A 26,822-nucleotide genomic window follows, 5' to 3' on the forward strand; every position below is an offset into this window, starting at 1 on the left:
CAATCACAAGTTTCATACAGCTGATTGAAACTAAATTCAGCAAGGCTGGCGCCCTTCACTCGCCCTTGTGGCTCAAGTGGAGTATAAAAAGATCAACTTCCATAAAAACAACGGGTTTATCGCATGGCAGCGGCGGAGTTCAAACAACTGAGGGACTATCTTGCCAGTCAAATTCTGGGACAGGATGAGCTCATCGAAGGGCTATTGATCGCCCTGTTATGTGAAGGACATGTATTAATCGAAGGCGCTCCCGGCCTTGCCAAAACTCGTGCCGTCAAGGCGCTTGCTGGCGCTGTCGAGGGGCGTTTTGCTCGCATCCAGTTCACCCCTGATCTGCTGCCGGCAGATCTGACCGGCAGCGAGGTGTTTCACCCGCAGGATGCCAGTTTTGTATTCCAGCCCGGCCCCCTGTTCAATCATCTGATACTGGCGGACGAGATCAACCGTGCGCCGGCCAAGGTGCAATCTGCGTTGCTGGAGGCGATGGCAGAACACCAAATTACCGTGGGCAAAAAGAGCTGGCGCCTGCCGCCGCTCTTTATGGTGGCAGCCACCCAGAACCCCATCGAGCAAGAGGGAACCTATCCCCTGCCGGAAGCACAGCTCGACCGTTTTTTGCTCAAGCTGATAGTCGATTATCCGAGCCCGGCCATGGAGCTCGCCATCTTGCAGCTCAATGCCGGTGGCGAACAGCTTGGCGCAGCGCCAGTGACCCTGAGCCAGAGCGCCTTGCAAGGCGCTCGCAGCGAAGTGCTGGCGGTCAGCATGCAGAGCAGGCTTGAACACTATCTGGTTGAGCTGGTATGCGCTACTCGACCCGGTAGCGGCCTCTGCCCTGCCCTTGAACCGCTGCTCGCGGTGGGGGCAAGCCCGAGAGCCACGCTGGCACTGGCCCGTACAGCCCGCGCCCGCGCCTGGCTGGCGGGACGGGATTTCGTGCTGCCGGAAGATATCCAGCTGCAAGCCTATCCGGTGCTCCGTCACCGCCTTATCCCAAGCTATCAGGCCCTGGCGGACAATCTGGATAACGACACCCTGATCGCCCAGCTGCTGGATCAGGTGCCATGTCCCTAGCGCCGGACCTCCATCCCGATATCGCCCTGTCGCTGCCACAGCTGCTCAAGATCCGCTACTGGGCCAAGGCCAAGGCGCCCCCCCGCACGGGCAGAAATAGCACCGAGCGTGGCAAACCGGGACGCACTCCCGGGCTCACCTTTCGCGAGCTGCGCGCCTATCAGGCGGGTGACGAGGTTCGTCATATCGACTGGCGGGTGACTGCGCGCCTTGGGCGCCCTTATACCCGTCTCTATCGTGAAGAGCAGGATCAGGCGCACTGGCTGCTGCTCGATCTCTCCCCCGCCATGTATTTCGGCTCCACCATGCAGCTCAAGGCTCGCCTTGGCTGCGAGCTGGCGGCCGCCCTTATCTGGCGACATGAGAAACAGCACAACACCCTGATTTGCCATGGGATAGCCCCCCATCGCCAGAGCCAGCGGGGCAACGTGCTACCGCTGCTCGAATCCCTTTGCCATCACTACCGGCAGGGGCTGGCCCGCCAGCCACTTTCCCAGACACTGGCCGATACTCTCGGACAAACGGCACTCCCCCACGGCGCCAAATTGACCATCATTACCGATCACCGCCCCTGTGAATCAGCGCTCTGCCAACGGCTGCAACAACTTTCGCTGCGTCACGATATTCACTACTGGCAGATCCGTGATCCGCTGGAAGCCACGCTGCCACCAAGCGGTTTGCTGCCGGTAGCCATCAACCGGGCTTCAGCCCCCTATCAGGGTTGGCTCGATGGACAGCACAGCGGTTTTTCCCATCGCTACCAGCAGGCGGCCGAGCAGCAACTGCAACTGGGCAGGCAACAGCTGCTGCCGCTGGTACAGCGCCTCTACCTGCTCGATAACGGTCGGACACTGCAACAACAGTGGCAGGAGGGGTTATGTCATCAGGGATAGCGCCACTCCTGACCAGCAGTCCGGCATCAGAGGCCATTACTGCCCCCCTGAACGCCCTGCTGAAAGACAAGATCCGGGACATTCATCCAGGCCCCGAGGTTGGCGAGCAACTCCTCGATCCCCGTTTACAAGCTCTGCTATGGCTCCTGATCCTCGTTTTGCTACTGGTGCTGATCATCAGATTGGCAATGCGAGTACGGCAATACAGGCGCTGGTGCAGGCAGCTGGAGGGCGATCCACAACTGCTGGTCAACAGCATCCAGGATCACCTGCGCCAGGAGGCGCTGCATCGCTGGCCCGAGTCTCGCCTGCTGCAGGGAGAGGAGTGGCTTGCGTTTCTGGATCGTCAGGGTAGTACCCGTTTCAGCCAGTTTGCCCATCACTGGAACAGCTGGCTCTATGGAAATCAGGCACCCGACCACGAACAGAGCGAGCAGCTCAAACAGAACTATTACCGCTGGGGTCGCGCCTATTTTCTGTACAAGCCACGGCTGGCTAGAAAAGCCCGTGCAAGGGGAAACCGATGACCCTTGCCTGGCCCTGGTTTGCGCTCTCGCTGGTACTACCATTGCTGGTGCGCTTCGGCCTGCCGCCCCTGCGCCACGGTTATCTTGCCCACCCCGGCTTTCCCCTGCTGCGCGCCCATGCAGGTATGTCTTTGTGGCGAGCGGGGCTTATCTGGTGCGCCCTGATTGCAGCGCTCTGCCGTCCCCAGTGGTGGGAAGAGCCGGTGGTGCGCTATCAGGGGAGCCGTGATCTGCTGCTGGCGGTCGATCTCTCCGATAGCATGCGCACCCCGGATATGCTCGACAGCGGCGAGCAGCTGGCGCGCCTGACGGCGGTTCGCCAGCAAATCAAGAGATTGATCGCCCAGCGCGCCGGCGATCGGATCGCGCTGGTCGTCTTTGCCGATCACGCCTACCTGCTCTCTCCCTTGACCCAGGAGATCCCGGCGCTGCTGACATTGAGCGACGAGCTCGACTTTGATCTGGTTGGCCGTACCACCGCCCTCGGTGAAGCGATTCTGCTGGCACGCCAGCATGCCGAGCGGGGTAGTCCGACGGCGCTGCTGCTGGTAACCGATGGGCGCAATACCGCAGGCAGTGCCGATCCGGAGCAAGAGGCCAAACTCGCAGCAGCGCAGGGGATACGTATCTACACCCTTGGGGTCGGAGCCGACCCCGATACCTTTGTGCAGCCTTTCAATGACACTGGCGCAGATCAGAGCGATCCCAGCAGCGAGCTTGATGAGCCCCTGCTCAAGCAGCTGGCCCAAATTGGCAATGGGCGCTATTTTCGCGCCCGCAGCCAGAACGATCTGGAGGCGATCAACGAGGCCATCAACCAGCTGGAACCGACCGCCCATCCCGTCGCCCACTATCAACCGGTGACAGAGCTTTATCCCTGGCCGCTGGCGCTGGCCTGTGCGCTGTTACTGCTGCCCGCAGGCCATGGCGGGGTAGATAACCGATTTACCCGCGCCCTGCTGCTGAGAATGAGACGATGGATCTGATCCTGCTCCGGCCACTCTGGCTACTGGCGCTCATCCCGTGGCTCTGGCAGGGATGGCGGCGTCGTCGCCTGCCCCCCATGCTGGCTCCGGCCATGCGCGCCTACCTGTTGCCAGAAGCTAAACCGGCTCGTCCCTGGCTCTGGCTGGCGACCCTGCCGGTCATTCTGGCCCTCAGCGGCCCCGCCCTGCGCAGTGAGTGGCAAGCGCAACCGGCCGCGCCACTCGATATCTGGATCCTGGATCTCTCCCGCTCGATGCAGGCCACCGACCTAAAACCGGATCGTGCTACCCGGGTCAGACTGCAACTTCAGCAACTGCTTGGCACTGCCAACAACGCCCGGATTGCGCTCGTTCTCTACGCTGGCGACGCCTATCTCGCCATGCCCCCCACCCGGGATCATCAAGCCATCGCCCTGCTGCTGCCCGATCTGCGCCCCGACATCATGCCGTTGCAAGGCAGTAACCCCGCGCGGGCCATCGCCCTTGCCATGAAACAGATTGCCCCCGGTGAGCAGGCACGTCTGCTGCTCATCACCGACGGCCTGAGTAACAAACAGATGGATGAGATTGCCGCGCAGTGGCCCTGTCAGGAGAGCCTTTTCTGTCACAACAGCAATAGCCCGCGACTCGATATTCTCCTTGCCAGCAGTGCAGAACCTGCGGCCATGCCACCCATTCCGGCCAATGAACTGGGTTTTGCCACACGCCCCCCAGCCCAACTGGCAGCACCACAGAGCGAAGCCATGGCTACCTTGGCGCACAAGCTGGGTGGCGAACTGCAGTGGCTGGGCAGCGAATCTCCCCGTTTTGCTCCGCTGCCGACCACTACGGTGGCGCTCGCCCCGGCGCCGCGCGATCTCGGCCCCTGGCTGTTGTTGCCGCTACTGCCCCTGGCGCTGCTTGCCCGGGTGGGAACCCAACTTCTCATTGCAATAACCATCAGCTGGTCGCTGCTGGCGCCAGCCCCGACGCAAGCCTCCCCCCTCCCGCTATCACCAGACGAGCAGGCGATGCAAGCCTATCTCAAAGGAGAGTACCAGCTGGCAGCCAGCACATTCGGCAACCCGGTATGGCGCGGCAACGCTTGGTATCGGGCTGGCGATTACCGGCAAGCCGTCGCGGCCTACGAGCAGGAAACAAGCGCGACCGCCCACTACAACCGGGGCAATGCGCTGATCCAATTGGGGGAACTGGCCGCAGCCAAAGAGGCCTATCTGGCCGCACTGGCCATTGAACCACGCCATGAGGATGCCCTCTATAACCTCTCACTACTGCAAGGCGGTGAGTCGGCAGCCCCTGCAGAAGCAACGCCCAGCAGCGCATCCAGCAAACCAGAAAAGGCACAGGTCGATGTGGTACCACTGCCCCCTGCGCCGCCAGTGCTTTTGCTGGAACAGCGGCTGCGCAAAGAGGCGCTGCGCCGTGAGCTCATCAAGGTAGAAGAGCCATGGTGAAGCAGCACATGCTCTGCTGGCTACTGCTTGTGATGCTGAGCCTCCCCGGCTGGGCACAGCCACGGGCTGAATTGCTGCCTGGTGCCACCCCGGCTGACTGGTTGCTGGTGATCGAGGCGGATGGCGTGCGTCAGGGCAACGAGCTCGAGATCACACCGCTGCTGCGCCAGTTCGCCGTGGGCAGAGTCACCATGAGTCGGGTATCCACCCCGGTGCAGCAGTTGACCCGCTGGCAGATCCCGTTGCACCTGACCAGCCAGCCAGATGATCCTGCCAGCATGGCGATCGCACCGCTAAAGCTTGGCAACGAGTGGACACCCGAGCTGACACTCAAGGCCCCAGCACCACAACAAACTCTGCCTGCACCACCACCCCCAGCCGCACTGGAGATGGAGACCCAGCTTGATCATCAGGGCCCCCTCTATCCCGGTCAGCCGGTGATCTATCGGCTCACGCTCTGGCTCCCCACCACCATGCAGCAACCCGGGCTCAGTGAACTCAACTCGCCCCATTTCATCATTCGCCGCCTTGGCAGCGATGAGTGGCTTCCCCCAGTGCAGAGCGGGCTGCCCGGCAGATTGACCCGCAGCTGGCTTATCCAGGCCAAGGCACCGGGCCTCTGGCTTATCGACTCCCCGAGGCTACAGGGAGAATTGCCCCAAAACGGGGGCCAGCTTCAACGCCTTGCCGCCCGGGCAGCCCCCCTTCAGGTACGCGTAGATCAAGCACCCGCAACGCCGGTAGCCAGTCGCTTGCTGCTGACCCAGCGGATAGAGCCCTCGGCAAAGGGGCACGCAGGGGAGCCGCTGATCCGGGTCATTACCATCACGCTCGAAAATGGCGACAGCAGTCAGGTGCAGCTTGCCCCTCTTATGGCACAGCAGCTCCCCGCCGGGCTGCAAGCGCACCCCGATGGCGAGCAGCAGCAGGAGCGTTATCGGGAGGGCAAACTGCTGTTTGAGCGGGAGTGGCGCCAAACCCTGCTGGCCGGCGAGGCAGGAGAGTATCAGCTACCGGCAATCACCCTGCCCTGGTTCAATACCGTGACCGGTCGTATAGAACAGGCGAAGCTGCCTGCCACTCGCCTCGTTTTCCAACCGGCCAGCCGGCAAGGTACGGGCGAGTCACTGCCACTGGCCAACGAGAGCCTCTGGTGGGTATTGCTGGCGCTGCTGCTGCGAGGCATAAGACACAACTATCCGCGCTGGCTCGCCTTCTATCGTCTGCAACGAACACTTGCCAGCCAGCAGAGCGAACAAAGCCGCCTGGCCCTGCGCCATTGGGTCTCGCTTTCCGCCCCATCCGTTTGGGCCAAACCGGCCAATACAGAGCAGTTGCAAAGATGGCAAGCCAAGCTGGATCGCGCCTGCTTTGCGCCCTCGGCACCAGTCGTGCCATGGCGCACAATCTCCCGTGAGCTCTGCCACGTTGAAACAGCGGGCATCGCTCAGCTCCTTGCTCTGATGGCCCACCGGTTCCCCTTACGGGGTTAACCCAGCCTCCACAACAGGAGACACACCTATTGCTCTTTTTTAGAAAAAAGCGGGGTCAGCCTCATAAAAGTGGAAATGATCCGGCCACTTTGCCGGTCTATGACCCTATGGCTGACAAACAAACCAAATTCGAAGCGCTGGTTCATGCGCTGCACAAGGATATCTATCGCTACGCCTACTGGCTGGTGAGGGATCCTCACGTCGCGGAAGATCTGGTGCAGGAAACCTTCCTGCGAGCCTGGAAGGGTATCAACGCCCTGCAGGACGATCAGGCAGCCAAAGGTTGGTTGATCACTATCTTGCGCCGGGAGAATGCCCGCCGTTTCGAGCGCAAACAGTTTGATCTGGTGGATCTGGACGACCATCCCCAACCCCAGCCCGATACGCTACACAGCGAAGAGGAGATGGAGAACGAGTGGTTGCATCGTCACATTGCCCGCCTGCCCGAAGAGTATCGGGAGCCCCTGATGCTGCAGGTGCTGGGCGGATTTAGCGGTGAGGACATTGCCGAACTGCTCGGGCTCAACAAAAACACGGTCATGACAAGACTGTTTCGCGCCCGCAACCAGCTGAAAGAGGCGATGGCGCAGAAGAAATTATCAAGAGGAGATGGACATGGATGAACTCGAGTTTCGCCGTCGCGCCATGATCCAGCCCGGCGATCAGCAACCCGACTTCCTCGAGGCTGCCCGTGCCAATCCTGCCAACCTGCGCTATCTCGACGAGATGAAAACTCTCGAGCAACAGATTGCGCGCACCATGAGTATCGAGCCGCCGTCAGGGCTGGCAGAGCGGATCCTGCTCAGACAAGCCCTGCAACAGAGTGCAGATCAGCAGGAGAAAACACGGCATGTTGCCAGCAGCACTGTGCCGAAATCCCATTGGTGGGCCGTGGCCATGGCTGCATCCGTCGCTTTTCTACTTGGAGTGAGTACCCGCTGGATAAGTTGGCCTGCCAGCTCCGATCAAACACTCTCCCTCGCTCAGGTGGCGATGGCCCATGTCTATGGTGAGGAGCCGTTTATCGAAGGTATCGATGAGCGGGTCAATTTGCAGAGCATCAACGCCAAGATGGAGAAATATGGCGCGACCCTGAGTGGTATGGATGGTCTCAGGGTGACTTATGTCAACCACTGCGCCTTCTATCAGGGGCCGGCATTGCATATGGTGATCCAGGGCAAGATGGGACCCGTTACCCTCTTTCTGGTTCCCAAGCATGTTCCTCTCTCTCTGCAGCCCAGTTTTGAAGATGGCACCCTCAAAGGAGAGATCGTCCAGTTAAAAGGAGGAAATATGGTACTGATTGGCCAGATGAAGGAGCCGCTTGCCCCCGTCGCTACGGCCCTGCAATCACGACTTCACTGGAACATTTAACGAACCGATTCCATCGGTAAAAACAGGCAGTGACACCAGCCCGCTGCCTGTTTCCCCTCTCTTTCCCGACCCATTACCTGCTTTTTGTCGCAAAATTGCGAAAAACAGCAAAATTATTTTTGTGAGCAGGATCAACCGTTTCGCCTAAAAAACACCCTGTCTTACCCCGTAAATGATGAATTAAACATCAGGTTAAAACAAATGATTAACAGATCGATCACTTTTATGTATTCTGCTGTCACTGGTCTGATTTCTTACCTCCTACCAGATACATAGAATCACGCCAGAATTGATTCGGAAGAAGCTGAAATAAAAACGGATTTTGTCGAGGTTTGCATTGAACATGCAGCCAATATCGACAAAAAAATCTGCCTACAAGAGAGACCACCATGACGACAACTATGTTTAAGAAGAGCCTGATTGCCGCCACCATTGCGCTGGCCACCGGTCAAGTCCATGCAGCGGCATTCCAGTTGAACGAGCACTCAGCCTCCGGTCTGGGTCGTGCCTATGCTGGTGAAGCAGCCATTGCCGACAACGCCTCCGTCCTGGCCCGCAACCCTGCAGCCATGACTACCTTCGACAAGATGGCAGTTTCTGTATCCGGTACCTATATCAAGCCGGATGTGGATGTTGAGGGGAAAACCAGCGGAAATCTGACCACAAAAGCAGGTACAGTTCCCAATTACTTCAATCGTGATGCGTCCGCTTCGGATATTGCTCCTGCGGCTTTCGTCCCTGCGTCCTATTTCATTCAGCCGCTGAATGATAAGTGGGCATGGGGTATTGGGCTTTTCTCCAACTACGGTCTCTCTACCGAGTACGACAAGAATTTTGCCGCTGGCTCAGGCGCTGGTGATACAGAACTCTTAACTTTCAATATCAACCCGAATATCGCCTACCGCATCAACGAACAATTCAGCATCGGTGCTGGTATCAACGCCGTGTATGCTGAAGCCGAATTGAACCGTTATGCAGGGGTATTGGCTCCTACATTGACTGCGGCAACAGGCGTACAACATTCTGCTGATACAAAAATTGCAGGGCTGAAGGGTGATACATGGGGCTTCGGCTGGAACGTTGGTACTTTGTATGAAGTTAACGAAAACCACCGTTTTGCTTTGACCTATCGCTCCCAAGTTGATCTCAGTTTTGATGGCGACTTTAACGGCACCAGCTCTAACTACAAAACTGTTGACGGAAACCTGAAACTGGATCTGCCAGCTCAAGCCGAGTTTGCAGGTTATCACCGTTTGAACCAGCAGTTTGCCGTCCACTACTCTGTCAACTGGACTGACTGGAGCGCCTTCGAAGAGCTCAAAGCAACCAGTTCTCAGTGTTCAAAAGGTGTCTGCCTGCAAAAAGATGAGAAGTTCAAAGATTCTGTTCGTTACTCTATCGGTGGTACTTGGTACATCAACCCGTCTTGGGAAGCGCGTATGGGCTTTGCATATGACAACTCCCCTATCGAAGCTGAGTACCGTAGTCTGAGTATCCCCGACTCTGATCGTATCTGGTACAGTGCTGGTGCCACCTACCATATCAACCCTGATATGAGTGTTGATTTCGGTATGGCCTATCTGGATGGTAAGAAGGTTGATGTAAACGAAGGCCTCGTTAGCCATGATGGCACAGTGAATAACCCACGCTGGCAGGGCACTTCCCACGGCAACGCCTTCCTGGCATCTGCCCAGTTCAACATGAAGTTCTGATTGTTGAGCAATTTAAAAGAGCGCCGCAAGGCGCTCTTTTTTTATGCAAGATCCCGTTTTCAGCGAACACATGTAGCACACATCTGTTTATTTTTCTTTTTTAATCAATCTATTAGAACTGGTTTCATCAGCATTTAATCCCGTTTTTCCCAGATGCACGCCATCACCGTTGCCTTGCTGGTCGTACCATATAAAATCCCGCCTTCAATGATATGGCCGAGTGAAAGCTCGGTATACACGCAAGGATATTTCATGCATTCCACTCTCAAACTATCCGCTCTTGCTCTGTTGGTGATGGCTGGTCACACCCATGCTGCAGGTTTCCAGCTGGCTGAACAATCGGCAACCGGGCTTGGTCGAGCCTTTGCCGGAGAAGCGGCTATCGCGGACAATGCCAGCGTTTTATCTCGCAACGTGGCAGCCATGACTCGCTTCGACAAGATGGCATTTTCGGGCGGAGCAATTTACGTCAGCCCTGACGTAAATATTGAAGGTAATACCCGCTTGCCGACCAAAGCCGGCATCGTCACTTCCGATGCCAGTGCACACGATATCGCTGCCGCGGCCTGGGTTCCCAACGCCTATCTCATTATTCCACTCAATGAGCAGTGGCGCCTTGGATTCTCGGCCACTTCTTATTACGGTCTCGGCGTCAAGATGCCGGATAACTACAGCGCCGGTCACTTTGGCAATGTATCTGATATCAAGACCATGGATCTGGGTACCTCACTCGCCTATCGCATCAATGAGATGTGGTCAATTGGTGCCGGGATCTCTGCTATTCAGGGCGAGGGCGAAGTGGGTGGCACCTTCCCTTCTCGCAACCTGATAGCAAAACATCTGCAAGGGGATGGCTGGGCATGGGGATGGAATGTCGGCACTTTACTGGAGTTGTCGGAGCAAACCCGGATTGGCCTCTCCTACCGCCATGATGTCACTTTAACCCTCTCGGGAGATGCTATCGTGGGCCGACCCAATGCAGATGGCTCCGTTACCGAGATCAGAGATACCGGCAGTCTGGATCTGCCGTTGCCCGCAACGGCTGAATTGGCGGCATTTCATCAGCTGACAGACAAGCTGGCTCTTCATGGCAGCCTGAACTGGACCAACTGGAGCAAATTCGTCCAGCTGGAAGCAGATCTCGATAACATGTCCAACATGCATATCAAGGATGAACACTGGGAAGATAGCTGGCGCTATGCCATTGGCATGACCTATCAACTGACTCCCCAATGGCAACTGCGTTCCGGGGTCGCTTATGATGCAAGCCCAGTACCTGCAGATCGCCGTACCATCTCCATACCGGATGCCGATCGTATCTGGTACAGCCTTGGCATGGGTTATCAGTTCACACCCAACCTGACAGTGGATCTGGGGCTGACCCTGATCGACGGTAAAAAGGTCGATGTCACCGAGAAGATGGAGCTGCAACCGGGCAACCCGCTAACGACGTCAACCTTCCGGGGCACTTCTGAAGGGGATGCCTGGCTGGCTGGCTTACAAATGAGCTATCTCTTCTAAATTCGGCTCTGACAGAAAAACACTATGCCAATTATTGCCTTACTCAATAGGGTCAGGACTGGCATAGTGTTCTGCAACACCATAAAATCAAGCCAGTACCCATATCGGAGCTAGGCATGTATTCCTACGTTGCAAGACAGCCCATTCTCGACAGAGACCTTAATACCTACGCCTATGAGCTGCTCTTTCGCGATAGCCTGAATAATGTCTTCCCGAGCATCTCCTCACGGCAAGCAACGTCGAGTCTTGTCGTTGAACAGTTCCTGCAACAAAACATCGATCAGCTACTGGGCGGCCGCCCCTGCTTTATCAATTTCCCCCACTCCCTGTTGCTGGATGGTTTGGCAGAGTGCCTCCCCCCAGAGAAGGTGGTGATAGAAATTCTGGAGGATGCTGCACCGGACGATGCCCTGCTGGAGAAGGTCAAACAGCTCCATAAACTGGGCTATACGCTGGCGCTCGATGACTTCACCATGTCGCCAGACTGGGAGCGTTTCCTCCCATTTATCAAGATCATCAAGTTCGATCTGCGGGCAACACCGCTACTGCAGATCAAGGTGTTCATCCAGCGCCACCAAAGCATGAATCTCACCTATCTGGCCGAAAAGGTGGAGGACAAGGCGGAATTCGAGCGGGTCAAGCAGCTTGGGATCCAGCTATTTCAGGGCTTTTTCTTCAGTCGCCCCGAGATGGTCAAGCAGGCGACCATGGAGCCAGCCCAGGTCGTCGTGATGCAACTGCTCAACGTGGTCAATCAGGCCGAACCTGACATCAACCGGATCGAGCAGCTGCTAAGCCAGGATATCTCCCTCTCCCTCAAGCTACTGCGCTACGTCAACCATCTCAAAGGACACACCAATCCCATCTCTTCATTTCGCCAGGCCGCCATCTACCTTGGCAACACCCAGCTAAAGCGTTTTGTCTCGCTGGTTGCTGCCACCAGTGCAGGCAAGGGAAAGAGTGCTGAGCTCTATCAGATGTCGCTGATCAGAGCCCGCTTCTGTGAGCTGCTGGCCCACGCTCATGCCCCGACCCAGCAGGCGCCACAAGCTTTTATCACCGGCCTCTTCTCCCTGCTGGATGTGTTGATGGAGCAGCCGATGGACAAGCTGCTCGGCACCATTCCGCTGATCGATGCCATCCGGCTGGCACTGCTTGAGCGCAAGGGCAATCTCGGCTTCTACCTCGCGTTTTGCGAAGACTACGAGAATGCCAACTGGTCACGAGTCACAGCCAGAACAGCCAAGCTTGGCTTGAGCGAGGAGAAGGTCAGCCACCTCTATCTGGCTGCAACCACCTGGGTCAACGAGCAGCTGCAGGCGATGGAAGCAACCGACTAATCGATCTCCACCGCGATCGCTGTCGCCTCTCCCCCTCCGATACACAGAGAGGCAATCCCTCTTTTCCCTCCCCGCTGACGCAGGGCCGAGACCAGGGTGACCAGAATACGGGCACCACTCGCTCCGAGCGGATGCCCCAGTGCACAGGCCCCACCGTATACATTGACCTTGTCATGAGGGATACCACATCCCGCCATGGCCAACATGGTCACCATGGCAAATGCCTCGTTGATCTCAAAGAGATCAACCTCCTCCACTGACCAGTCAAGCCGCTCCAGCAATTTGGATATTGCGCCAATGGGTGCCGAGGTAAACTCGGCTGGCAAGGCTGCATGGCTCTGATAACCGACGATCCTTGCCAATACCGGCACCTGCCGGGCAACTGCCGTAGCGCTATCCATCAATATCAGCGCCGCCGCACCATCAGAGATGGAGCTCGCATTGGCTGCAGTAATGGTCCCCTCTTTACCAAACGCAGGTTTTAGCGTTGGTATCTTTTCCGGCCGTCCTCGGCCGGGTTGCTCATCCTCTGCCAGCAGCAAGCGCCCCTCACAATGACAAGGCGCTAGCTCCGAACTAAACGAGCCAGCCTGCTGGGCATCAAGGGCACGCTGGAGCGATGCCAGGGCAAATTCATCCATGGCACTGCGGGTCAAACCGGCCAGATCAGCGCTGCGCTGGGCATGGATTCCCATCAGCTGGCCATCATAGGCATCCTGCAATCCGTCGAGAAAGAGGTGATCCAGCGCCCGCTGATGTCCCATCCGAAAACCGCTACGGGCGTTATCCAACAGATAGGGGGCACGGCTCATGCTCTCCATGCCACCCGCAACCACAACCCGGTTGTCGCCAAGCCGGATAGAATCTGCCGCCAGCATCACCGCCTTCATACCAGAACCACACACCTTGTTGACTGAGGTTGCGGGTATCGATGGCGGCAATCCCGCTTTCAACATCGCCTGTCTGGCGGGAGCCTGCCCCACCCCGGCCGACAGCACGTTGCCCATAAAGACTTCGTCGACCTGCTCCGGATGCAGGCCGCTTTGCTGCAACGCAGCCTCAATGGCACACGCCCCCAACTCAGGTGCCGTTACCTCTGCCAATGCACCCTGAAATGCCCCCATCGGGGTCCGCTTTGCCGCCACAATCGCAATATCCATTTGCCAGCCTCTTTTTGTTACATGGCCATAACATAGGTTTTCTGTGCCACGGGAACAAGAGTTGCAGTGCAGTTTACGTTTAGGTAAGGTGCCAGCAGGATTTAGTTCGCCAAGAAGTCTGTATGAACAAAAACAGGGATGAAGCCCGGCGCTACAGCATCAGTGAGCTGGCTCGGGAATTTGATATTACGACGCGCAGTATCCGCTTTTATGAGGATCAGGGATTACTCAATCCCGCACGAGAGGGCCAGACCCGCATCTACAGCAAGCAGGATCGGGTTCGCCTCAAGTTGACCCTGCGTGGCAAACGTCTTGGTTTCAGCCTCGCCGAGATCCGCGAATTGTTTGATCTCTATGATGCCGACAAGAGCAGCCGCACCCAGCTGCAAACCATGCTGGGACTGGTAACGGATAAACGTGAAACGCTGCAACAACAGATGGAAGATATCAGGATGGTGTTGCTGGAGCTGGATGCCGCCGAACAGCGCTGTCAGCAGGCGCTGAACCAGCTGGGGTAATGAAGCCTGAGGGCAAAGCCCTCTTTTCACACAGTGAAAACAACCAAACGCCAGATAGTAAAAAGCCACTCCTGAGAGTGGCTTTTCTTCAACCTGACGGCTCGCGATTAGACGCGAACGAAGTCCAGGTGAACCAGCTTGTAACGTACCGGGTGACGCTGGATAGCTTTCACTTTTACGTTAACTTCTTCGCCGTTGATGACCAGAGTCAGTACGGACTCATAAAATTCCGGCTTCTCTTGAGCCAGGATCATTTTCTTGTGGTCAACAGCGACGGACAGAGCTTCTTTGCCTGCACCGTAAACGATGGCAGGAACTTGGTCAGCTTGACGCAGGCGGCGGCTCGCACCTTTCCCCAGGTCAGAACGGACTTCAGCTTGGAATACGAAAGACATAGTATGTATCTCTTTTGGATGAATTTATGGTGCTAACTGCGACCGGTCAGCACCTCGCAAAACGAGCGCGAATACTACCATGGGCCAATAGCGGATACAAGGCTAATCCCGAGCCTTAACGCCCCTGCTCAAGGCGGGCAAATTGCTGTTGCCGCTGGGCCGGGCTCAGCGCATCAAACTGCGCCAGCGTCTCGGCGCGGGGACAGTAGAGACCATCCCCCGTTTTGACCCGGATGCTATGGCCAAGTCGCGCCTGATTTTCAGCCACTAACGCCAACAAATAGCTGTACGTATCGGCCCCCATGGCACTGGAGAGCTGGTTCGCTATGCGCCACAGCGTCTCACCGGCCGCCACCTGATGACACACGGCACGCTCACCTCCTGCAGCCGGGGCCGATAGCGTAAGGGTGGCGCTATCGGTGGAGGCGGCAGCAGCCAGCTGGATATCAGCATTGTTTACCGATTCACGCGCAACGCTCCCCAGCATCGCCAGCAACGGCTCCGCCTCGTAGCGAGGCGTTACCGCAAGCTGAACCGGCATGGTATGCGCGGCACTGAACTCGGCAATAAAGGGAGCAAGCTGCCCATTTTCATCCAACGGAGAGAGCCCCTGCTGCTGCACTGCAGCAACAGCCTGAACGGATGCGACGCCATAAGCCATCTCGTCGATGCGCCGCAACCTTGCCAGATAAGCTTTGGAGAGCTCGGCCTCCCCCTCGAACAGATCAAAAGGAGGTACCAGCCGGGCAGGAAAGAGGAGCTGCCAGCGACCATTTTTCTGTTTCTGGGCCAGCGGCGGAAACTGGTTGCCGTGCCATGCCACAAACATGGCGGGCGGTTTGCGCGCTAAAGGGTAATACTCAGGGTTCAACTGCACCCAGGTTTGCTCTGCAATAGGCTGGTAACCGCTGATCACCACCTGCGCCACACTCAACCAGATCCCCAGCATCCTTGCCTCCCTGACTTCCGTTTAAAAGGGCCCACCACCTTGGCAGCCCCTTCCCACACTCTATATCACGCAGTTAAAACAGACAGATAGCAGCTTAGCACTGAGCGATAGCATTCAGCACCCGTTTATCCGACACCGGATAGGGGGTTCCCAGATTCTGGGCAAAAAACGATACCCGCAGCTCCTCGATCATCCAGCGAATATTGGCCACCTCGGTGGGAATAAGCTGAGATTTGGGGATCTTGGCCAGCAGCGCCTTGTACTCCGACTCCACGCTATGCACCTTGAGCATGTAGACCCGATCCCGGTTGGGATCGATGGCAAGCTTCTCGAGGCGACGCTCGATGGCCCGCAGGTAGCGCAGCAAGTCAGACAGCCGCTGCCAGCCGGTCTCGGTGACAAAGCCCTTGTGAATGAGGTTACCCAACTGCTGCTGGATGTCCGACATGGCAAAAGCGGTGTCGAGCTGCATCTTGCCCTTGAGCCGTTTCTTGATCTCATGGGAGAGGGTCAGCACGGCTTCCACCTGCTTGGCCACCTCCACCACCGCATCGTTGAGCTCGGCACGGACATACTCCTTGAGCGCCTCGAAACCAGCCTCGTCCCAAGCCATACCGCCGTGCTGCTCAATCAGCTTGTCACAACCGCAGGCAATGCAGTCATCGATAAGCTCGGCCACCTTGCCAAACGGGTTGAAATAGAGCCCCAGCTTGGCCTTGTTGGGCAGCTTCTCCTGCAGGTACTTGATAGGTGATGGTACGTTGAGCAGTACCAGCCGACGCTGACCGGCCCACATCAGCTGCTGCTGCACCACCGGGCTCTCCACCAGCTGGATGGCGACCGAATCTTTCTCGTCTACCAAGGCCGGATAGGCTTTCACCTCGAAGCCGCCGCGCTTCTGGCTGTACTCTTGGGGCAACTCGCCAAAGCTCCACAGGGTGAGGCCGGACTGCTCGATGTCATCATCCGCCACCTGCGACAGGGTCTCCTGCACCTTGCCACGCAGGGACTCTTTCAATGCCTCCAGATCTTTGCCTTCCGCCACCTTCTTGTGCTTGTCATCCACCACCCGGAAGGTGAGTTTCAGGTGATCGGGCACCGCAGCCCAGTCCCAGGATTCACGGGGCACGGTCACGCCGGTCATCCGGCGCAGCTGGCGCTCCATCTCGTCAAGCAGCGGCCCCTGCTCGGGGTTGATACTGGCGAGTAGTGCATCGGCATAGTTCGGCGCCGGCACGAAGTTTTTGCGCATCGGCTTTGGCATCGACTTGATGAGGGCCACCAACAGCTCATGACGCAGACCCGGGATCAGCCATTCGAACCCCTTCACCTCCACCTGATTCAAGAGCGGCAGCGGAATATGCAGGGTCACGCCATCGGCCGCCTCTCCCGGCTCGAACTGATAGGTCAGCTTGAGCTTGAGGCGCCCCTGCTGCCAGAAGTTGGGGTAGTCGAGATCGCTGATGTGGGCCGCATCCCCCTTCATCAACATCTCTTTTTCGAAGTTGAGCAGCTCGGCGTCCTGCTTTTGCGCCTCTTTCCACCACTTGTCGAAATGGCGGGTGGAGATCACCTCCTCCGGCAAGCGGGCATCGTAGAAGCGGAACAGATCCTCGTCATCCACCAGAATGTCGCGACGACGGGATTTGTGCTCCAGCGCCTCTACCTCGGCCAGGAGCTTGCGGTTATCGCTGAAGAAACGGTGACGGGTCTCGAAATCCCCCTCCACCAGCGCGCGGCGGATAAACAACTCGCGGCACAGCGCCGGATCGATGCGGCTGAAGTTGATGGTGCGCTCATTGACCAGAGTCAGACCATAGAGGGTCACCTTCTCCTTGGCCATCACGGCGCCATTTTTCTTCGACCAGTGGGGGTCGCTGTGGTGCAACTTGATGAGGTGCCCCGCCAGCGGCTCCACCCACTCGGGTTCAATCTTGGCGTTGATACGAGCGTAGAGGCGCGAGGTCTCCACCAGCTCGGCAGCCATCACCCATTTGGGCGGCTTCTTGAACAGGCCCGAGGCCGGGAAGAGGTGGAAACGGCCGTTGCGGGCGCCAAGGAACTCGGGCTTTTCCAAATCCTTGTTGCCGATATGGCTCAAGAGGCCGGTCAGCAGCGCGCAGTGCACCGTCTTGAAATCCGCCGGTTCATGGTTGGCTTTAAAACCAAGCTCCTTGACCGTCTGACGCAGCTGGAAATGGATGTCTTGCCACTCCCGTACCCGCAGGTAGGAGAGAAACTCCTTCTGGCACATGCGGCGGAACGGGTTGCTGCCCAGGGCATCCTGCTGCTCTTTCAGATAGTTCCAGAGGTTAACAAAAGCGAGGAAGTCGGAATCCTTGTCTTCAAAGCGTCGGTGCTGCTCATCGGCGGCCTGCTTCTTCTCCATGGGCCGCTCGCGGGGATCCTGAATGCTGAGGGCGGAGGTGATCACCATCACCTCGCTCAAACAGCCGGTCTGCGCCGCGCTGATCACCATCTTCGCCAGACGCGGATCAAGGGGAATGCGCGAGAGCTGGCGTCCGGTCTCGGTCAGCTGGAGTTTGGCTTCGCGATCGCCGGTGGCGGGCAGCTCGCGCACCGCTTCCAGCTCTTTCAATAGGGTCAGGCCATCCTTGATATGGCGCGACTCTGGTGGCTCGACAAAGGGAAACGCCTCCATATTGCCAAGGCCGAGCGCCAGCATCTGCAGGATGACCGAGGCCAGATTGGTGCGCAGGATCTCGGGGTCGGTAAAGGCGGGACGACTATTGAAATCCTCCTCCGAGTAGAGGCGGATACAGATACCGTCTGCCACCCGGCCGCAACGCCCTTTACGCTGGTTGGCGCTGGCCTGGGAGACCGGCTCGATGGGCAGGCGCTGCACCTTGGTGCGCCAGGAGTAGCGGCTGATGCGGGCGGTGCCCGGATCGATGACGTAGCGAATGCCCGGCACCGTCAGCGAGGTCTCCGCCACGTTGGTGGCGAGCACTATGCGCCGCCCGGCGTGTGGCTGGAACACCTTGTTCTGCTCGGCGTTGGAGAGGCGGGCGTAGAGCGGCAGTACCTCGGTATCGCGCAGATTGAGCTTGCGCAGGGCATCGGCGGTATCGCGGATCTCCCGCTCGCCGTTCATGAAGATGAGGATATCCCCCAACCCTTCGCGGGCCAGCTCTTCCACCGCATCGAAAATCCCCTGCAGCTCGTCGCGCTCTTCCAGCCCTTCGTTCTTGTCGCCGCCTTTTTTGTCAACAAACAGCGGGCGGTAGCGCACCTCCACCGGGTAGGTGCGGCCAGAGACCTCGATCACCGGCGCCTTGTTGAAATGGCGGGAGAAGCGCTGCGGGTCGATAGTGGCCGAGGTGATGATCACCTTGAGATCGGGGCGCCTTGGCAGCAGCTGTTTGAGATAGCCCAGAATGAAGTCGATATTGAGGCTGCGCTCGTGGGCCTCATCGATGATGATGGTGTCGTACTGAGTGAGCATCCGGTCGTTCTGGATCTCCGCCAGCAGGATACCATCGGTCATCAGCTTGATGTGGGTCTGCTCGCTCACCTGATCGGTAAAGCGCACCTTGTAACCCACGTAGTGGCCGAGTTCGGACTCCATCTCCTCGGCAATACGGGCCGCCACGGTACGGGCCGCCAGACGGCGTGGCTGGGTGTGGCCGATAAAGCCCTTCACCCCGCGCCCGAGCGCCAGACAGATCTTGGGGATCTGGGTGGTTTTGCCCGAACCGGTTTCCCCGGCGATGATCACCACTTGGTGCTCTTCAATGGCTTTGGCGATCTCCGCCTGCTTCTGGCTGACCGGCAGGTTATCCGGATAGGTGACCTTGGGTACGCCCGCAAGACGGGATTGGTAACGCGCCTGTGCCGCATCCAGATCGGTGGCAATGGTCTCTAGCACGGCGGCTTGTTTGCCTTCAGGCAGCTTCTTGACCCCGTGCAGACGGCTGGAAAGGCGGCGGGCGTCGAGATTCATGCAGGCAGAGAGACGGCGGCGCAGCGCCTCGATAGAGAGAGACAAGGTACGAATTCCTTAAAAGAGTGCCCGACAAGGGGGCCATATCGATAGCTGGGGCAGATCCTAAAGAGCGAGAAGGAGAGGTGCAAGCCTTAACATGAAGCTAGGGGCATACGAGTAGACCCCTTTGCTTCATTGCAAGCATCAGGTCGGCGAACTTGCAGTCTCCCAAAATAACGAAGCAGGCCATTGGCCTGCTCCAACATAGAGACGCAGCACTCACCCGTGGCTATGGACAAAACAGGTAGTGAGCTGAGCGTGGATCGCCTGCATCACATTGTGGCGATTGATCACTCCGAGCAGCCTGCCCTCCTCCACTACCGGATAGATCTTGGGCTTCTGTCCCATCATCATCTCAGCCAGAGTCAGAATGCTGGTATCTGGCCCCACCGTCAGCACCTCTCTGCGCATCACATCCCGTACCTGTGCCACCTGTTCACAGTGATACGCCTCCTTGAGCATTACCGCGATACAATCCTGCTCGGAGATCCAGCCGATCAGATGTCCTTTCTCATCGGTCACTGGGCCCCCCAGTTGGTGACTGTTTAAAAATTTCTCGACTGCCGCTTGTACCATCATGTCCGCTTTAAAGGTGATGGGTCTGCTCTGCATATAATCCCTGGCTTTTAGCGATTCCATATCTGTTCCCCTATGGTGTTCAGTCAAGCCTGCGTATTGCACGTGGATATCAGCACCATGCACGGCTTATTCCAAGCATAGCTGGAAGCCAGTGCAGGTCAGCAGTACGCATACACCTCCTCTACCGTTGGAATAGCGGCCTGTACCATCTGTGGCAAATTCTCTGCCAGCACAGCGACAACGTCGCCATCAACCCGACCCTCTCTAACCAACTGCTTCATAAAAGAGAGCGCCTCGCCAGCAGAGAGCCCCTGCCGATACGGCCTGTCCTGCACCATGGCTTGAAAAATATCGGCCACCCGCAAGATCCTCGCCTCCAATGCCATCGCCGAAGCCGGCAGATGAAACGGGTATCCCTCTCCGTCCGGTTCTTCATGGTGATAGGAGGCCCAGCACGCGATCTCTTCAAACCCCTCGATATGGCGCAAGATCTGATAGGTCTCGAAACTGTGGGTATTGATGATGGCCCGCTCCTCAGAGGTTAATCGCCCCGGTTTATCCAGAATTTCATCCGGTACTCGCAGCTTGCCGAGATCGTGCAGCAATCCGGCAATTTCCAGCATGTCACAATGGATGGGACTGACACCCATACGCTCGGCCAGCAGACGCGAGAGACGAGCAACACCGAAGGAGTGAGCCATGGTAAACGAGCTTTTGGCATCAACAATGCCCGAAAAAATCAGCGCCAATGCTTTCAGCTCGCCATTGGTCGTCATGCAAGGCTCGCGCTCTTGCAGCATCTCAAGCATGTAGTCATTGATGGAACGAGCTTCCAGTTGCAGCCAGAAAGCCTCCGAGCGAGAAGCTTGCAGAAATGCCGCTACCAGCTCGGGGTCAAAAAATTCACCGCTATAACCCTGCAGCCGTTCGCGGATCTCGTTGGTATGCATCAAGAGCGACCCGTCGCTATAGTGAGGGGCCGCCAGCGCGTCACAACGGTCTACCAGAAAGATGAGATTGGCCTGACGGGCAACTTTCTTGTCCACGTCGGGTAAATTGCGCAGCAACTTCCAGTGAGTGTGGTGATAACGGATGGGAAGCGCCAAAGGAGCGAGCAGCCGGAAATCCTTTAATAGCTGATATCCCACTTCACAGTGAAGCTGTGACGACTCCCAGTCAAACTCGCTGACCAGGTGGTGATGGATGACTGTCGAGGAGACGCCGATGTCATGCAGGACGCCCAACTCGAAGAGCAGTCGGCGCTCCACATCGTCCATCCCCAGTACCCGACTGCACTCGGCTGCCATGATCCCGACTCGTTTACCATGGGCAACATCGCCAATACCCACCAGATCCAGCGATGCAGACAAGGCATATACCACCTGTCTAAGATCGACCTGCAACGAGAATGAGTTCTTCTCCGTCAGCATTCTGTCCATGATCACTATCCCATGCCGCCATGTTGTTATCAGAGGAGCCGTTTTACTCTGCTCATATAAATAATTTAGTCAACAGCCCTCCTCTTGGCCTTGGTGGACAGACAAAAAGTATGATGTGGCAGAGGATTACCGTGAAAAGTACCTATGCGGCCTCCTACCCGCCGGAACATTTGCAAATCAGCGCTTTGTTACTGGTACACAAAGGGTCCCCTTGTCTAATAAAGCGACGAATGAGGGCCCAACCCTTCGTTCTTCCTGCACTATGGTTTACCATGCAGGCAATTGTGGTGCTTGGCACCGCCCATCTTGGCGCTAGCCGCCGTCATCGGATACCTCATCTCGAGCAACATGAGCAAAACAGCACACGCCGGCAACGAGCCCACATTCTACTTCCACGACTACGAAACCTTCGGCATCAGCCCCGCCAAAGACAGGCCATCGCAGTTTGCCGGCATTCGTACCGATGCGGATTTCAACATCATTGGCGAGCCGCTGGTCATTTATTGCAAACCTCCGGCGGACTACCTGCCGGATCCGGAGGCGTGCCTTATCACCGGTATCACGCCACAAAAGGCGATGAAGGACGGACTATGCGAGGCGGATTTCATTCGCCAGATCCACGAACAGTTCGCCACTCCGAATACCTGTGTGCTGGGCTACAACAGCATCCGCTTCGATGATGAAGTGACCCGCTACACCCTCTATCGCAACTTCTATGACCCCTATGCCTACAGCTGGCAGAACGGCAACTCCCGCTGGGACATCCTCGACATGCTCCGGGCCTGCTACGCCCTGCGCCCAGAGGGGATCGAGTGGGCCTTTGATGATGAAGGCAAACCGAGCTTCCGGCTGGAGAAGCTGACTGTCGCCAACGGCGTGACTCACGCCAATGCCCACGATGCACTCTCTGACGTGCTGGCCACCATCGAGATGACCAAGCTGGTGAAAAAGGCCCAGCCCAAGCTGTTCGGGTACCTGTTTGACCTTCGCAACAAGAACAAGGTGAAGGCACTGATCGACGTGGTGACCATGAAGCCACTGGTACACGTCTCCGGCATGTTCTCCCCGTGGCAGGGATGCGCAAGCTGGGTGTCGCCGCTCGCCTGGCACCCCACCAACCAGAACGCGGTGATCATGGTCGATCTGACCCGCGACCCCACCCCGCTTATCGAGCTCACCAGCGAGGAGATCCGCGAGCGCCTCTACACCAAGAAAGAGGAGCTGGGGGATCTGGCGGGCATTCCGGTCAAACTGGTGCACATCAACAAGTGTCCGGTACTTGCACCGGCCGCCACCCTGACGGCAGAGCGGGCCGACCAGCTGGGCATCGATCGGGAGCAGTGCCGCAAGAGCCTGGATCTGCTGCGCGCCCACCCCGAAGTGCGGGAAAAACTGGTGGAAGTATTCAATCAGGAGTTTGCTGGCAGCAGTGACGGCGACCCCGACACCCAGCTCTACGCCGGCTTCTTCGGTCACGGCGACAAGTCCACCATGGATCTGGTGCGCGCCACCCCGGCGGATCTGCTGGGCGAGCGGGAGTTTGCCTTCACCGACGCACGGCTGCCGGAGATGCTGTTTCGCTACCGCGCCCGCAACTGGCCGCACACGCTGAGCGAAGCGGAGCAGAAACGTTGGCGCCTGCACTGCAGCGACTACTTCAGCAACCGTCTGCCTGACTACGTACCGCGTCTCGAAGCGCTGGCCGAGCAGAATCAGGGTAACGAACGAAACTTTGCGATTCTTAAGAGTCTCTACCACTATCTGGAAGATTTATGAGTTGTGAGTGATTTCACACTAAATCCTCCTCGCCAATCCCCTTCTTCAGGTCATAATGACGAAGGGGATCTTCTCAAAAACCAATGTGTTGCATCCCTTTGTCTTGCCCCGATCAAACGGAAGCCATTTGCTGATGCCTCGTCACCACGCTCTGCTGGGATTACTGGCCCTGCTGCCGCTGGCAGCCAACGCCGCATACCGGTTCGATATGCCGGACTACCTTGCGCAGTTGCCTGAGCAGACCTATCACATCGTTGAGCACAGCTTCAGCACCCTGTACAAGCAGACCGACTTCACGCCTCAGGTCACCAACAGCTACTTCAACAACTCCAACCTCTACAAGTTTGTCGGGGTGCCACTGGTCATCTCCGCCCAGTCCGGCTTTCAGCTGGAGGTGTTTGGTCAGGCCTATAACCGCGCGTCTCAGGCCTATATGCACCTGAGCGAAGATATGTCGCTTTACCGGGTGATGCGGGTCGATGTGATGGGTAACCCCAACGATCGGCTGGCTATCGGTTTTGGCTTTGGTATGCCAATCACCCCTAATCTCACCCTCAAGGCCATCACCTCGGGCAGCGATATCCCGGGTTATGGTTCAGCCAAATACGCGGCTGGCGTCGAGTGGCGTTACTGACACGGCCCCCTAAATAGCAAACAATTCAGGCTCCCGCAGGAGCCTGAATTGTTTGAGAGACGAGCCTTATCAGATGTAGTGGATCACCCGCCCCTCGCCCCCTTGCAGGGTCACGGTTGTGCCTACTGCCTGCCCCTGCCAAAAATCGGTTCCCCCTTCCGGCAGCAGAAACTCCTGTGGTTGCCCCTCCCAGTTGAAGAGGCAGAGCAGAGTGCCGCCCTCGGGCAGGCTTACTTCGCCGCAGGCAAAGTCCATCGACTCGAAACGGGCAGAGGGCGCCCGGGCAGCACAAAGACCCAGCAGCTTGCGTAGTTGCGCTGCCTGCTCCTCATCGAGATCTTGCAGTCGATCACCCGCCAGCATCATGCCGCCGCTCGCCACCAGCGCTGCCAGATGGAAGCTGTAATCCGCCTTGCTTGCCTGCTGGCTCGGTAGATCACGCAGACAGATGCAGTCGGGGTCGAGGGCCCAGAGATTGTCATTTTGCCAGGCGCGGCAGAAGGCCTCGCGAGCGATCTGGCGATAGCGGTGGCCATTGCGCTCCACGTCATCGCTCACCCGCATGCCGTGCACCAGCCCAAGGCTTGGCCAGATGGGCGCGTTGCAACCTAGCAGGAAAGCGCCTTCACCTGCACCACGCAGGATGGCCGCCATACCACGCCGATAGGCTTCAACCCGGGTGGCTGCCGGATCGTGGAAACGGCCACCGTGGATGGCGCCCCAGAAGTTGGCATCGAGCTTGAAATAGTGGATGCCCCACTGTTCGCGCAGGGTGCGGAACACCTGCTCAAGGTGCGCCTGCACCTCGGGGTGGGTACCATCCAGCACATACCAAGGGGTACAACGCCAACCACCATAGGTAACCCGTTCGGAAGGGAGCGGCAGGCCGTCATCCCCCTTCACAAACCAGTCGGGGTGCTCCTGAAACACCTGTGAACCGGGCTCGGCAATAAAGGGAGCGACCCAGAGGGCAGGCTCGCAGCCAGCCTGTTTGATCTCCGCAGCCAGCGATGCCACCCCCTGCTCGAACTTGGCCGACGGGGTGAGCCAGTCGCCCATCTTGGCCTGATAACCGTCGTCGATTTGCACATAACGCAGGGCTGGGAAGCGCTCGGCGCGCACCTGCAGGTTCTCGCGAATGTCGGCAGCACTCACCTCGGCGTAGTAGTGATACCAGGAGCACCAGCCGCTCGGGCGCTCACTCACCTGGCCGATCAGCGAGCCGTGCTCGACCTCGATCAGCTGTGCCAGCTTGGCCAGCAGATCCTCGCGCTCCGGACCTTCGAGGCAGATCAGCGCCTCGCTCTGCCAGTGCTCACCGGCCGCGAGTTTTCGCCCTTCGCAGTTCATCAGGATCTGCAAGCGACCATCAGGGTAGAGGCGAAATTCCCCGCCAAAACGGTGACAGCTGGCAAAGGCTAGCAGCAGCCACCCCTTGTTATGCTCCACCAGCAACAGATTGTGAATGGAGTGATAGCCATTGTCATCGGTGATGCGATAGACGCTGGCATCGGGGCAACGGCCGACATGTTGCGGTGACAGCCAGCTACCCATGGTCTGGGCCAGCATCTGGAATCCTTCGCCATAGATGGCGCTCTCCACCGGCAGGCCAAGCTTGCCGTCAAACAGCACCCAGCGGTCAACTGATGTGGCATCAGAACCGGTGTTGTCGAGTCGCACCCGGCACAGGGGCCCGTCCCACTGACGGGTTTGCAGCATGTGGGGTGGCAACGCATTATCGTTCGCCAGCTGGCGAACTCGGGACAAGAGGGATGTCATCACTACTCCTTGTAGTTCGAAAAGAGTTCTATCAGGCACTTTTCAAAAATGCCAATCAAATCAGCTTCAAATGAACTGATTTCAGTTGTTATTGTTTTAATGCCGCGACCCGGCCTCTCTGGTAAACTGCGATTTTTCATCCCAGTCGATGAGGTTCACGTGATCGCGCAACGCGCCTTGCTGTACTTTCGTGACTTTATGGTCATCGTCGCCTGCCTGCTGGCAGGCAAATCCGTGGCAGCCATCCTGCCGTTCGCCTTCCCCGGCAGCATCATCGGTATGCTGCTGCTCTTCGTGCTGCTCTCCCTGCAACTGATCAAGCTGCACTGGGTCGAGCTGGGGGCAGGTTTGCTGCTGCGCCACATGGGCGTTTTGTTCGTGCCGGTTGCAGTCGGGCTGGTGGCCTGGCTTGAGCCCCTGCGCCAATCCTTCGGCGTCATCATGCTCTGCATCGTGCTCGGGATCGTGCTGATCCTCGCCACCGTCGGTCGGCTCTACCAGAGGATGAACAAATGATCTTCTGGCTAGCCATTCCCCTGACCCTGGCGCTCTATTTCGCCACCCGGGCCCTCTATCGCCGCCTGCCCTGGCCCATCATCAATCCGGTGCTGGTGCCGACCGCGGTGATCATCGGCCTGCTGCTCTGGCTCGATCTGCCCCTTGAGCAGTACGAGCGCGGCAGCAGCCCCATTACCATGCTGCTGGAGCCCGCCGTGGTGGCACTGGCGCTGCCGCTCTATCAGCAAGCGCGCCAGATCCAGGCCAAGCTCAAGCCCATCCTAATCTGTACCCTCGCCTCCGTCTTGATCTCGGTGTGCACAACCCTGCTGATCGGTCATTTTATGGGCACAGATCCGGCGCTGCTCGCCTCATTGGCGACCAAATCCATCACCACCCCGCTCGCAATGAGCGTCAGCCAGTCCATCGGCGGCATTCCCGCCATCGCGGCCGCCGTGGTGGTGGTGGTGGGAATTGTCGGCGCCCTGATCGGCTACCCGCTGCTCAAACTGTTCAAAGTGACCGACCCGGAAGCGCAAGGGCTCGCCATGGGGGCCTGTGCCCACGCCATCGGCACCGCCACCTCCGCCGAGAAGGGGATCACCCAGGGGGCCTTTGCATCGCTCGCCATGGTGGTGTGCGGGATCCTCACCGCGGCCGTCGCTCCCCTCCTTTTTGCCATCTATCACTGGCTCACCTGACCGATGATTAACCA

Annotated in this window: 23 protein-coding genes; 16 read left to right on the plus strand and 7 right to left on the minus strand. The window is 58.0% G+C overall.

Annotated features, from left to right (window positions below; all coding sequences use genetic code 11):
* Positions 1-123 precede the first annotated feature (123 nt).
* The 11 genes from AAHA41_RS12490 (at position 124) to AAHA41_RS12540 (ending at position 12,374) form a co-directional block, all read left to right on the plus strand.
* Entirely contained in the window at positions 124-1,074 is a 951-nt protein-coding gene (locus tag AAHA41_RS12490) for an AAA family ATPase (RefSeq protein WP_323069148.1), read from the plus strand.
* A complete protein-coding gene (locus tag AAHA41_RS12495) occupies positions 1,065-1,967 on the plus strand; it encodes a DUF58 domain-containing protein (protein WP_323069149.1) in 903 nt (300 codons plus the stop codon). The genes AAHA41_RS12490 and AAHA41_RS12495 overlap by 10 nt, the downstream gene beginning before the upstream one ends.
* On the plus strand, positions 1,952-2,494 hold the full coding sequence (locus tag AAHA41_RS12500; protein ID WP_323069151.1) for a DUF4381 domain-containing protein: 543 nt from the start codon (positions 1,952-1,954) through the stop codon (positions 2,492-2,494). Before AAHA41_RS12495 ends, AAHA41_RS12500 begins: the two co-directional genes overlap by 16 nt.
* Complete coding sequence (locus AAHA41_RS12505; RefSeq protein ID WP_323069153.1) at positions 2,491-3,480, plus strand: VWA domain-containing protein; 990 nt, start codon at positions 2,491-2,493, stop codon at positions 3,478-3,480. Before AAHA41_RS12500 ends, AAHA41_RS12505 begins: the two co-directional genes overlap by 4 nt.
* A complete protein-coding gene (locus tag AAHA41_RS12510; protein WP_323069154.1) occupies positions 3,471-4,934 on the plus strand; it encodes a VWA domain-containing protein in 1,464 nt (487 codons plus the stop codon). Before AAHA41_RS12505 ends, AAHA41_RS12510 begins: the two co-directional genes overlap by 10 nt.
* Positions 4,928-6,427, plus strand: a complete 1,500-nt coding sequence (locus AAHA41_RS12515) for a hypothetical protein (RefSeq protein ID WP_323069155.1) — start codon at positions 4,928-4,930, stop codon at positions 6,425-6,427. Before AAHA41_RS12510 ends, AAHA41_RS12515 begins: the two co-directional genes overlap by 7 nt.
* Before the next feature lie 29 nt (positions 6,428-6,456).
* A complete protein-coding gene (locus AAHA41_RS12520) occupies positions 6,457-7,050 on the plus strand; it encodes a sigma-70 family RNA polymerase sigma factor (protein WP_323069157.1) in 594 nt (197 codons plus the stop codon).
* On the plus strand, positions 7,043-7,801 hold the full coding sequence (locus AAHA41_RS12525) for a DUF3379 domain-containing protein (RefSeq protein ID WP_323069159.1): 759 nt from the start codon (positions 7,043-7,045) through the stop codon (positions 7,799-7,801). The genes AAHA41_RS12520 and AAHA41_RS12525 overlap by 8 nt, the downstream gene beginning before the upstream one ends.
* A 389-nt stretch (positions 7,802-8,190) precedes the next feature.
* The gene (locus AAHA41_RS12530; RefSeq protein WP_156852705.1) at positions 8,191-9,513 is read left to right on the plus strand and encodes an outer membrane protein transport protein; all 1,323 of its coding nucleotides are present in this window, start codon (positions 8,191-8,193) and stop codon (positions 9,511-9,513) included.
* 252 nt (positions 9,514-9,765) lie between these two features.
* Positions 9,766-11,034, plus strand: coding sequence for an outer membrane protein transport protein (locus AAHA41_RS12535; RefSeq protein WP_323069214.1), 1,269 nt, complete (start codon positions 9,766-9,768; stop codon positions 11,032-11,034).
* 116 nt (positions 11,035-11,150) lie between these two features.
* Positions 11,151-12,374 (plus strand): EAL domain-containing protein, encoded by a 1,224-nt coding sequence (locus AAHA41_RS12540; RefSeq protein ID WP_041207627.1) that lies wholly within the window; start codon positions 11,151-11,153, stop codon positions 12,372-12,374.
* Here the strand turns inward: AAHA41_RS12540 and AAHA41_RS12545 are convergent.
* Entirely contained in the window at positions 12,371-13,534 is a 1,164-nt protein-coding gene (locus tag AAHA41_RS12545; RefSeq protein WP_323069160.1) for a thiolase family protein, read from the minus strand. The two genes, AAHA41_RS12540 and AAHA41_RS12545, sit on opposite strands and share 4 nt — an antisense overlap.
* Before the next feature lie 122 nt (positions 13,535-13,656).
* Between AAHA41_RS12545 and AAHA41_RS12550 the strand changes: the two genes are divergently transcribed.
* On the plus strand, positions 13,657-14,052 hold the full coding sequence (locus AAHA41_RS12550; protein WP_033112630.1) for a MerR family DNA-binding transcriptional regulator: 396 nt from the start codon (positions 13,657-13,659) through the stop codon (positions 14,050-14,052).
* Between the two features lie 107 nt (positions 14,053-14,159).
* On the opposite strand, the gene rplY is transcribed toward AAHA41_RS12550, so the two are convergent.
* The 5 genes from rplY to AAHA41_RS12575 all read right to left on the minus strand — a co-directional run bounded on the left by rplY (position 14,160) and on the right by AAHA41_RS12575 (position 21,420).
* Positions 14,160-14,447 carry a 50S ribosomal protein L25 gene (gene rplY / locus AAHA41_RS12555; protein WP_042030867.1) on the minus strand — a complete coding sequence of 96 codons (288 nt, stop codon included), beginning with the start codon at positions 14,445-14,447 and terminating at the stop codon, positions 14,160-14,162.
* Positions 14,448-14,562: 115 nt separating this feature from the next.
* Positions 14,563-15,396, minus strand: coding sequence for a hypothetical protein (locus AAHA41_RS12560; protein ID WP_323069162.1), 834 nt, complete (start codon positions 15,394-15,396; stop codon positions 14,563-14,565).
* A 94-nt stretch (positions 15,397-15,490) separates the two neighbouring features.
* Positions 15,491-19,405 (minus strand): ATP-dependent RNA helicase HrpA, encoded by a 3,915-nt coding sequence (gene hrpA, locus AAHA41_RS12565; protein ID WP_323069163.1) that lies wholly within the window; start codon positions 19,403-19,405, stop codon positions 15,491-15,493.
* A 216-nt stretch (positions 19,406-19,621) separates the two neighbouring features.
* Positions 19,622-20,041, minus strand: coding sequence for a CBS domain-containing protein (locus tag AAHA41_RS12570; protein ID WP_323069165.1), 420 nt, complete (start codon positions 20,039-20,041; stop codon positions 19,622-19,624).
* A gap of 98 nt (positions 20,042-20,139) precedes the next feature.
* Positions 20,140-21,420, minus strand: coding sequence for an HD domain-containing phosphohydrolase (locus AAHA41_RS12575; RefSeq protein WP_323069166.1), 1,281 nt, complete (start codon positions 21,418-21,420; stop codon positions 20,140-20,142).
* A gap of 348 nt (positions 21,421-21,768) precedes the next feature.
* On the opposite strand from AAHA41_RS12575, the gene sbcB reads away from it, so the two are divergent.
* Together sbcB and AAHA41_RS12585 are read left to right on the plus strand one after the other, a co-directional pair.
* Positions 21,769-23,196, plus strand: coding sequence for an exodeoxyribonuclease I (sbcB, locus tag AAHA41_RS12580; protein ID WP_323069167.1), 1,428 nt, complete (start codon positions 21,769-21,771; stop codon positions 23,194-23,196).
* Positions 23,197-23,329: 133 nt separating this feature from the next.
* Complete coding sequence (locus AAHA41_RS12585) at positions 23,330-23,830, plus strand: hypothetical protein (protein WP_323069215.1); 501 nt, start codon at positions 23,330-23,332, stop codon at positions 23,828-23,830.
* A gap of 69 nt (positions 23,831-23,899) precedes the next feature.
* Here the strand turns inward: AAHA41_RS12585 and AAHA41_RS12590 are convergent, their stop codons facing one another.
* Positions 23,900-25,609: a glycoside hydrolase family 36 protein gene (locus AAHA41_RS12590; RefSeq protein ID WP_323069168.1), complete on the minus strand. Its 1,710-nt coding sequence runs from the start codon at positions 25,607-25,609 to the stop codon at positions 23,900-23,902.
* A 159-nt stretch (positions 25,610-25,768) separates the two neighbouring features.
* Here AAHA41_RS12590 and AAHA41_RS12595 point away from each other — a divergent pair, with 159 nt between their 5' ends.
* Entirely contained in the window at positions 25,769-26,125 is a 357-nt protein-coding gene (locus tag AAHA41_RS12595) for a CidA/LrgA family protein (RefSeq protein WP_005333279.1), read from the plus strand.
* On the plus strand, positions 26,122-26,808 hold the full coding sequence (locus AAHA41_RS12600; protein WP_104014718.1) for an LrgB family protein: 687 nt from the start codon (positions 26,122-26,124) through the stop codon (positions 26,806-26,808). The genes AAHA41_RS12595 and AAHA41_RS12600 overlap by 4 nt, the downstream gene beginning before the upstream one ends.
* The last annotated feature ends 14 nt before the right edge of the window (positions 26,809-26,822 follow it).

The sequence above is a fragment of the Aeromonas sp. SER genome, assembly GCF_038739615.1.
GTDB classification, from domain to species: Bacteria; Pseudomonadota; Gammaproteobacteria; order Enterobacterales; family Aeromonadaceae; genus Aeromonas; species Aeromonas jandaei.

Bases quoted from the DNA above. Each gene is read 5' to 3' on its own strand.
- AAHA41_RS12545 (WP_323069160.1), bottom strand. From the start codon at position 13,534: ATGGATATTGCGATTGTGGCGGCAAAGCGGACCCCGATGGGGGCATTT.
- sbcB (WP_323069167.1), top strand. From the start codon at position 21,769: ATGAGCAAAACAGCACACGCCGGCAACGAGCCCACATTCTACTTCCAC.
- AAHA41_RS12550 (WP_033112630.1), top strand. From the start codon at position 13,657: ATGAACAAAAACAGGGATGAAGCCCGGCGCTACAGCATCAGTGAGCTG.
- AAHA41_RS12510 (WP_323069154.1), top strand. From the start codon at position 3,471: ATGGATCTGATCCTGCTCCGGCCACTCTGGCTACTGGCGCTCATCCCG.
- AAHA41_RS12535 (WP_323069214.1), top strand. From the start codon at position 9,766: ATGCATTCCACTCTCAAACTATCCGCTCTTGCTCTGTTGGTGATGGCT.
- AAHA41_RS12590 (WP_323069168.1), bottom strand. From the start codon at position 25,609: ATGACATCCCTCTTGTCCCGAGTTCGCCAGCTGGCGAACGATAATGCG.
- AAHA41_RS12500 (WP_323069151.1), top strand. From the start codon at position 1,952: ATGTCATCAGGGATAGCGCCACTCCTGACCAGCAGTCCGGCATCAGAG.
- AAHA41_RS12490 (WP_323069148.1), top strand. From the start codon at position 124: ATGGCAGCGGCGGAGTTCAAACAACTGAGGGACTATCTTGCCAGTCAA.
- AAHA41_RS12575 (WP_323069166.1), bottom strand. From the start codon at position 21,420: ATGGACAGAATGCTGACGGAGAAGAACTCATTCTCGTTGCAGGTCGAT.
- AAHA41_RS12515 (WP_323069155.1), top strand. From the start codon at position 4,928: ATGGTGAAGCAGCACATGCTCTGCTGGCTACTGCTTGTGATGCTGAGC.
- AAHA41_RS12505 (WP_323069153.1), top strand. From the start codon at position 2,491: ATGACCCTTGCCTGGCCCTGGTTTGCGCTCTCGCTGGTACTACCATTG.
- rplY (WP_042030867.1), bottom strand. From the start codon at position 14,447: ATGTCTTTCGTATTCCAAGCTGAAGTCCGTTCTGACCTGGGGAAAGGT.
- AAHA41_RS12560 (WP_323069162.1), bottom strand. From the start codon at position 15,396: ATGCTGGGGATCTGGTTGAGTGTGGCGCAGGTGGTGATCAGCGGTTAC.
- AAHA41_RS12540 (WP_041207627.1), top strand. From the start codon at position 11,151: ATGTATTCCTACGTTGCAAGACAGCCCATTCTCGACAGAGACCTTAAT.
- AAHA41_RS12570 (WP_323069165.1), bottom strand. From the start codon at position 20,041: ATGGAATCGCTAAAAGCCAGGGATTATATGCAGAGCAGACCCATCACC.
- AAHA41_RS12585 (WP_323069215.1), top strand. From the start codon at position 23,330: ATGCCTCGTCACCACGCTCTGCTGGGATTACTGGCCCTGCTGCCGCTG.
- AAHA41_RS12495 (WP_323069149.1), top strand. From the start codon at position 1,065: ATGTCCCTAGCGCCGGACCTCCATCCCGATATCGCCCTGTCGCTGCCA.
- AAHA41_RS12525 (WP_323069159.1), top strand. From the start codon at position 7,043: ATGGATGAACTCGAGTTTCGCCGTCGCGCCATGATCCAGCCCGGCGAT.
- AAHA41_RS12530 (WP_156852705.1), top strand. From the start codon at position 8,191: ATGACGACAACTATGTTTAAGAAGAGCCTGATTGCCGCCACCATTGCG.
- AAHA41_RS12600 (WP_104014718.1), top strand. From the start codon at position 26,122: ATGATCTTCTGGCTAGCCATTCCCCTGACCCTGGCGCTCTATTTCGCC.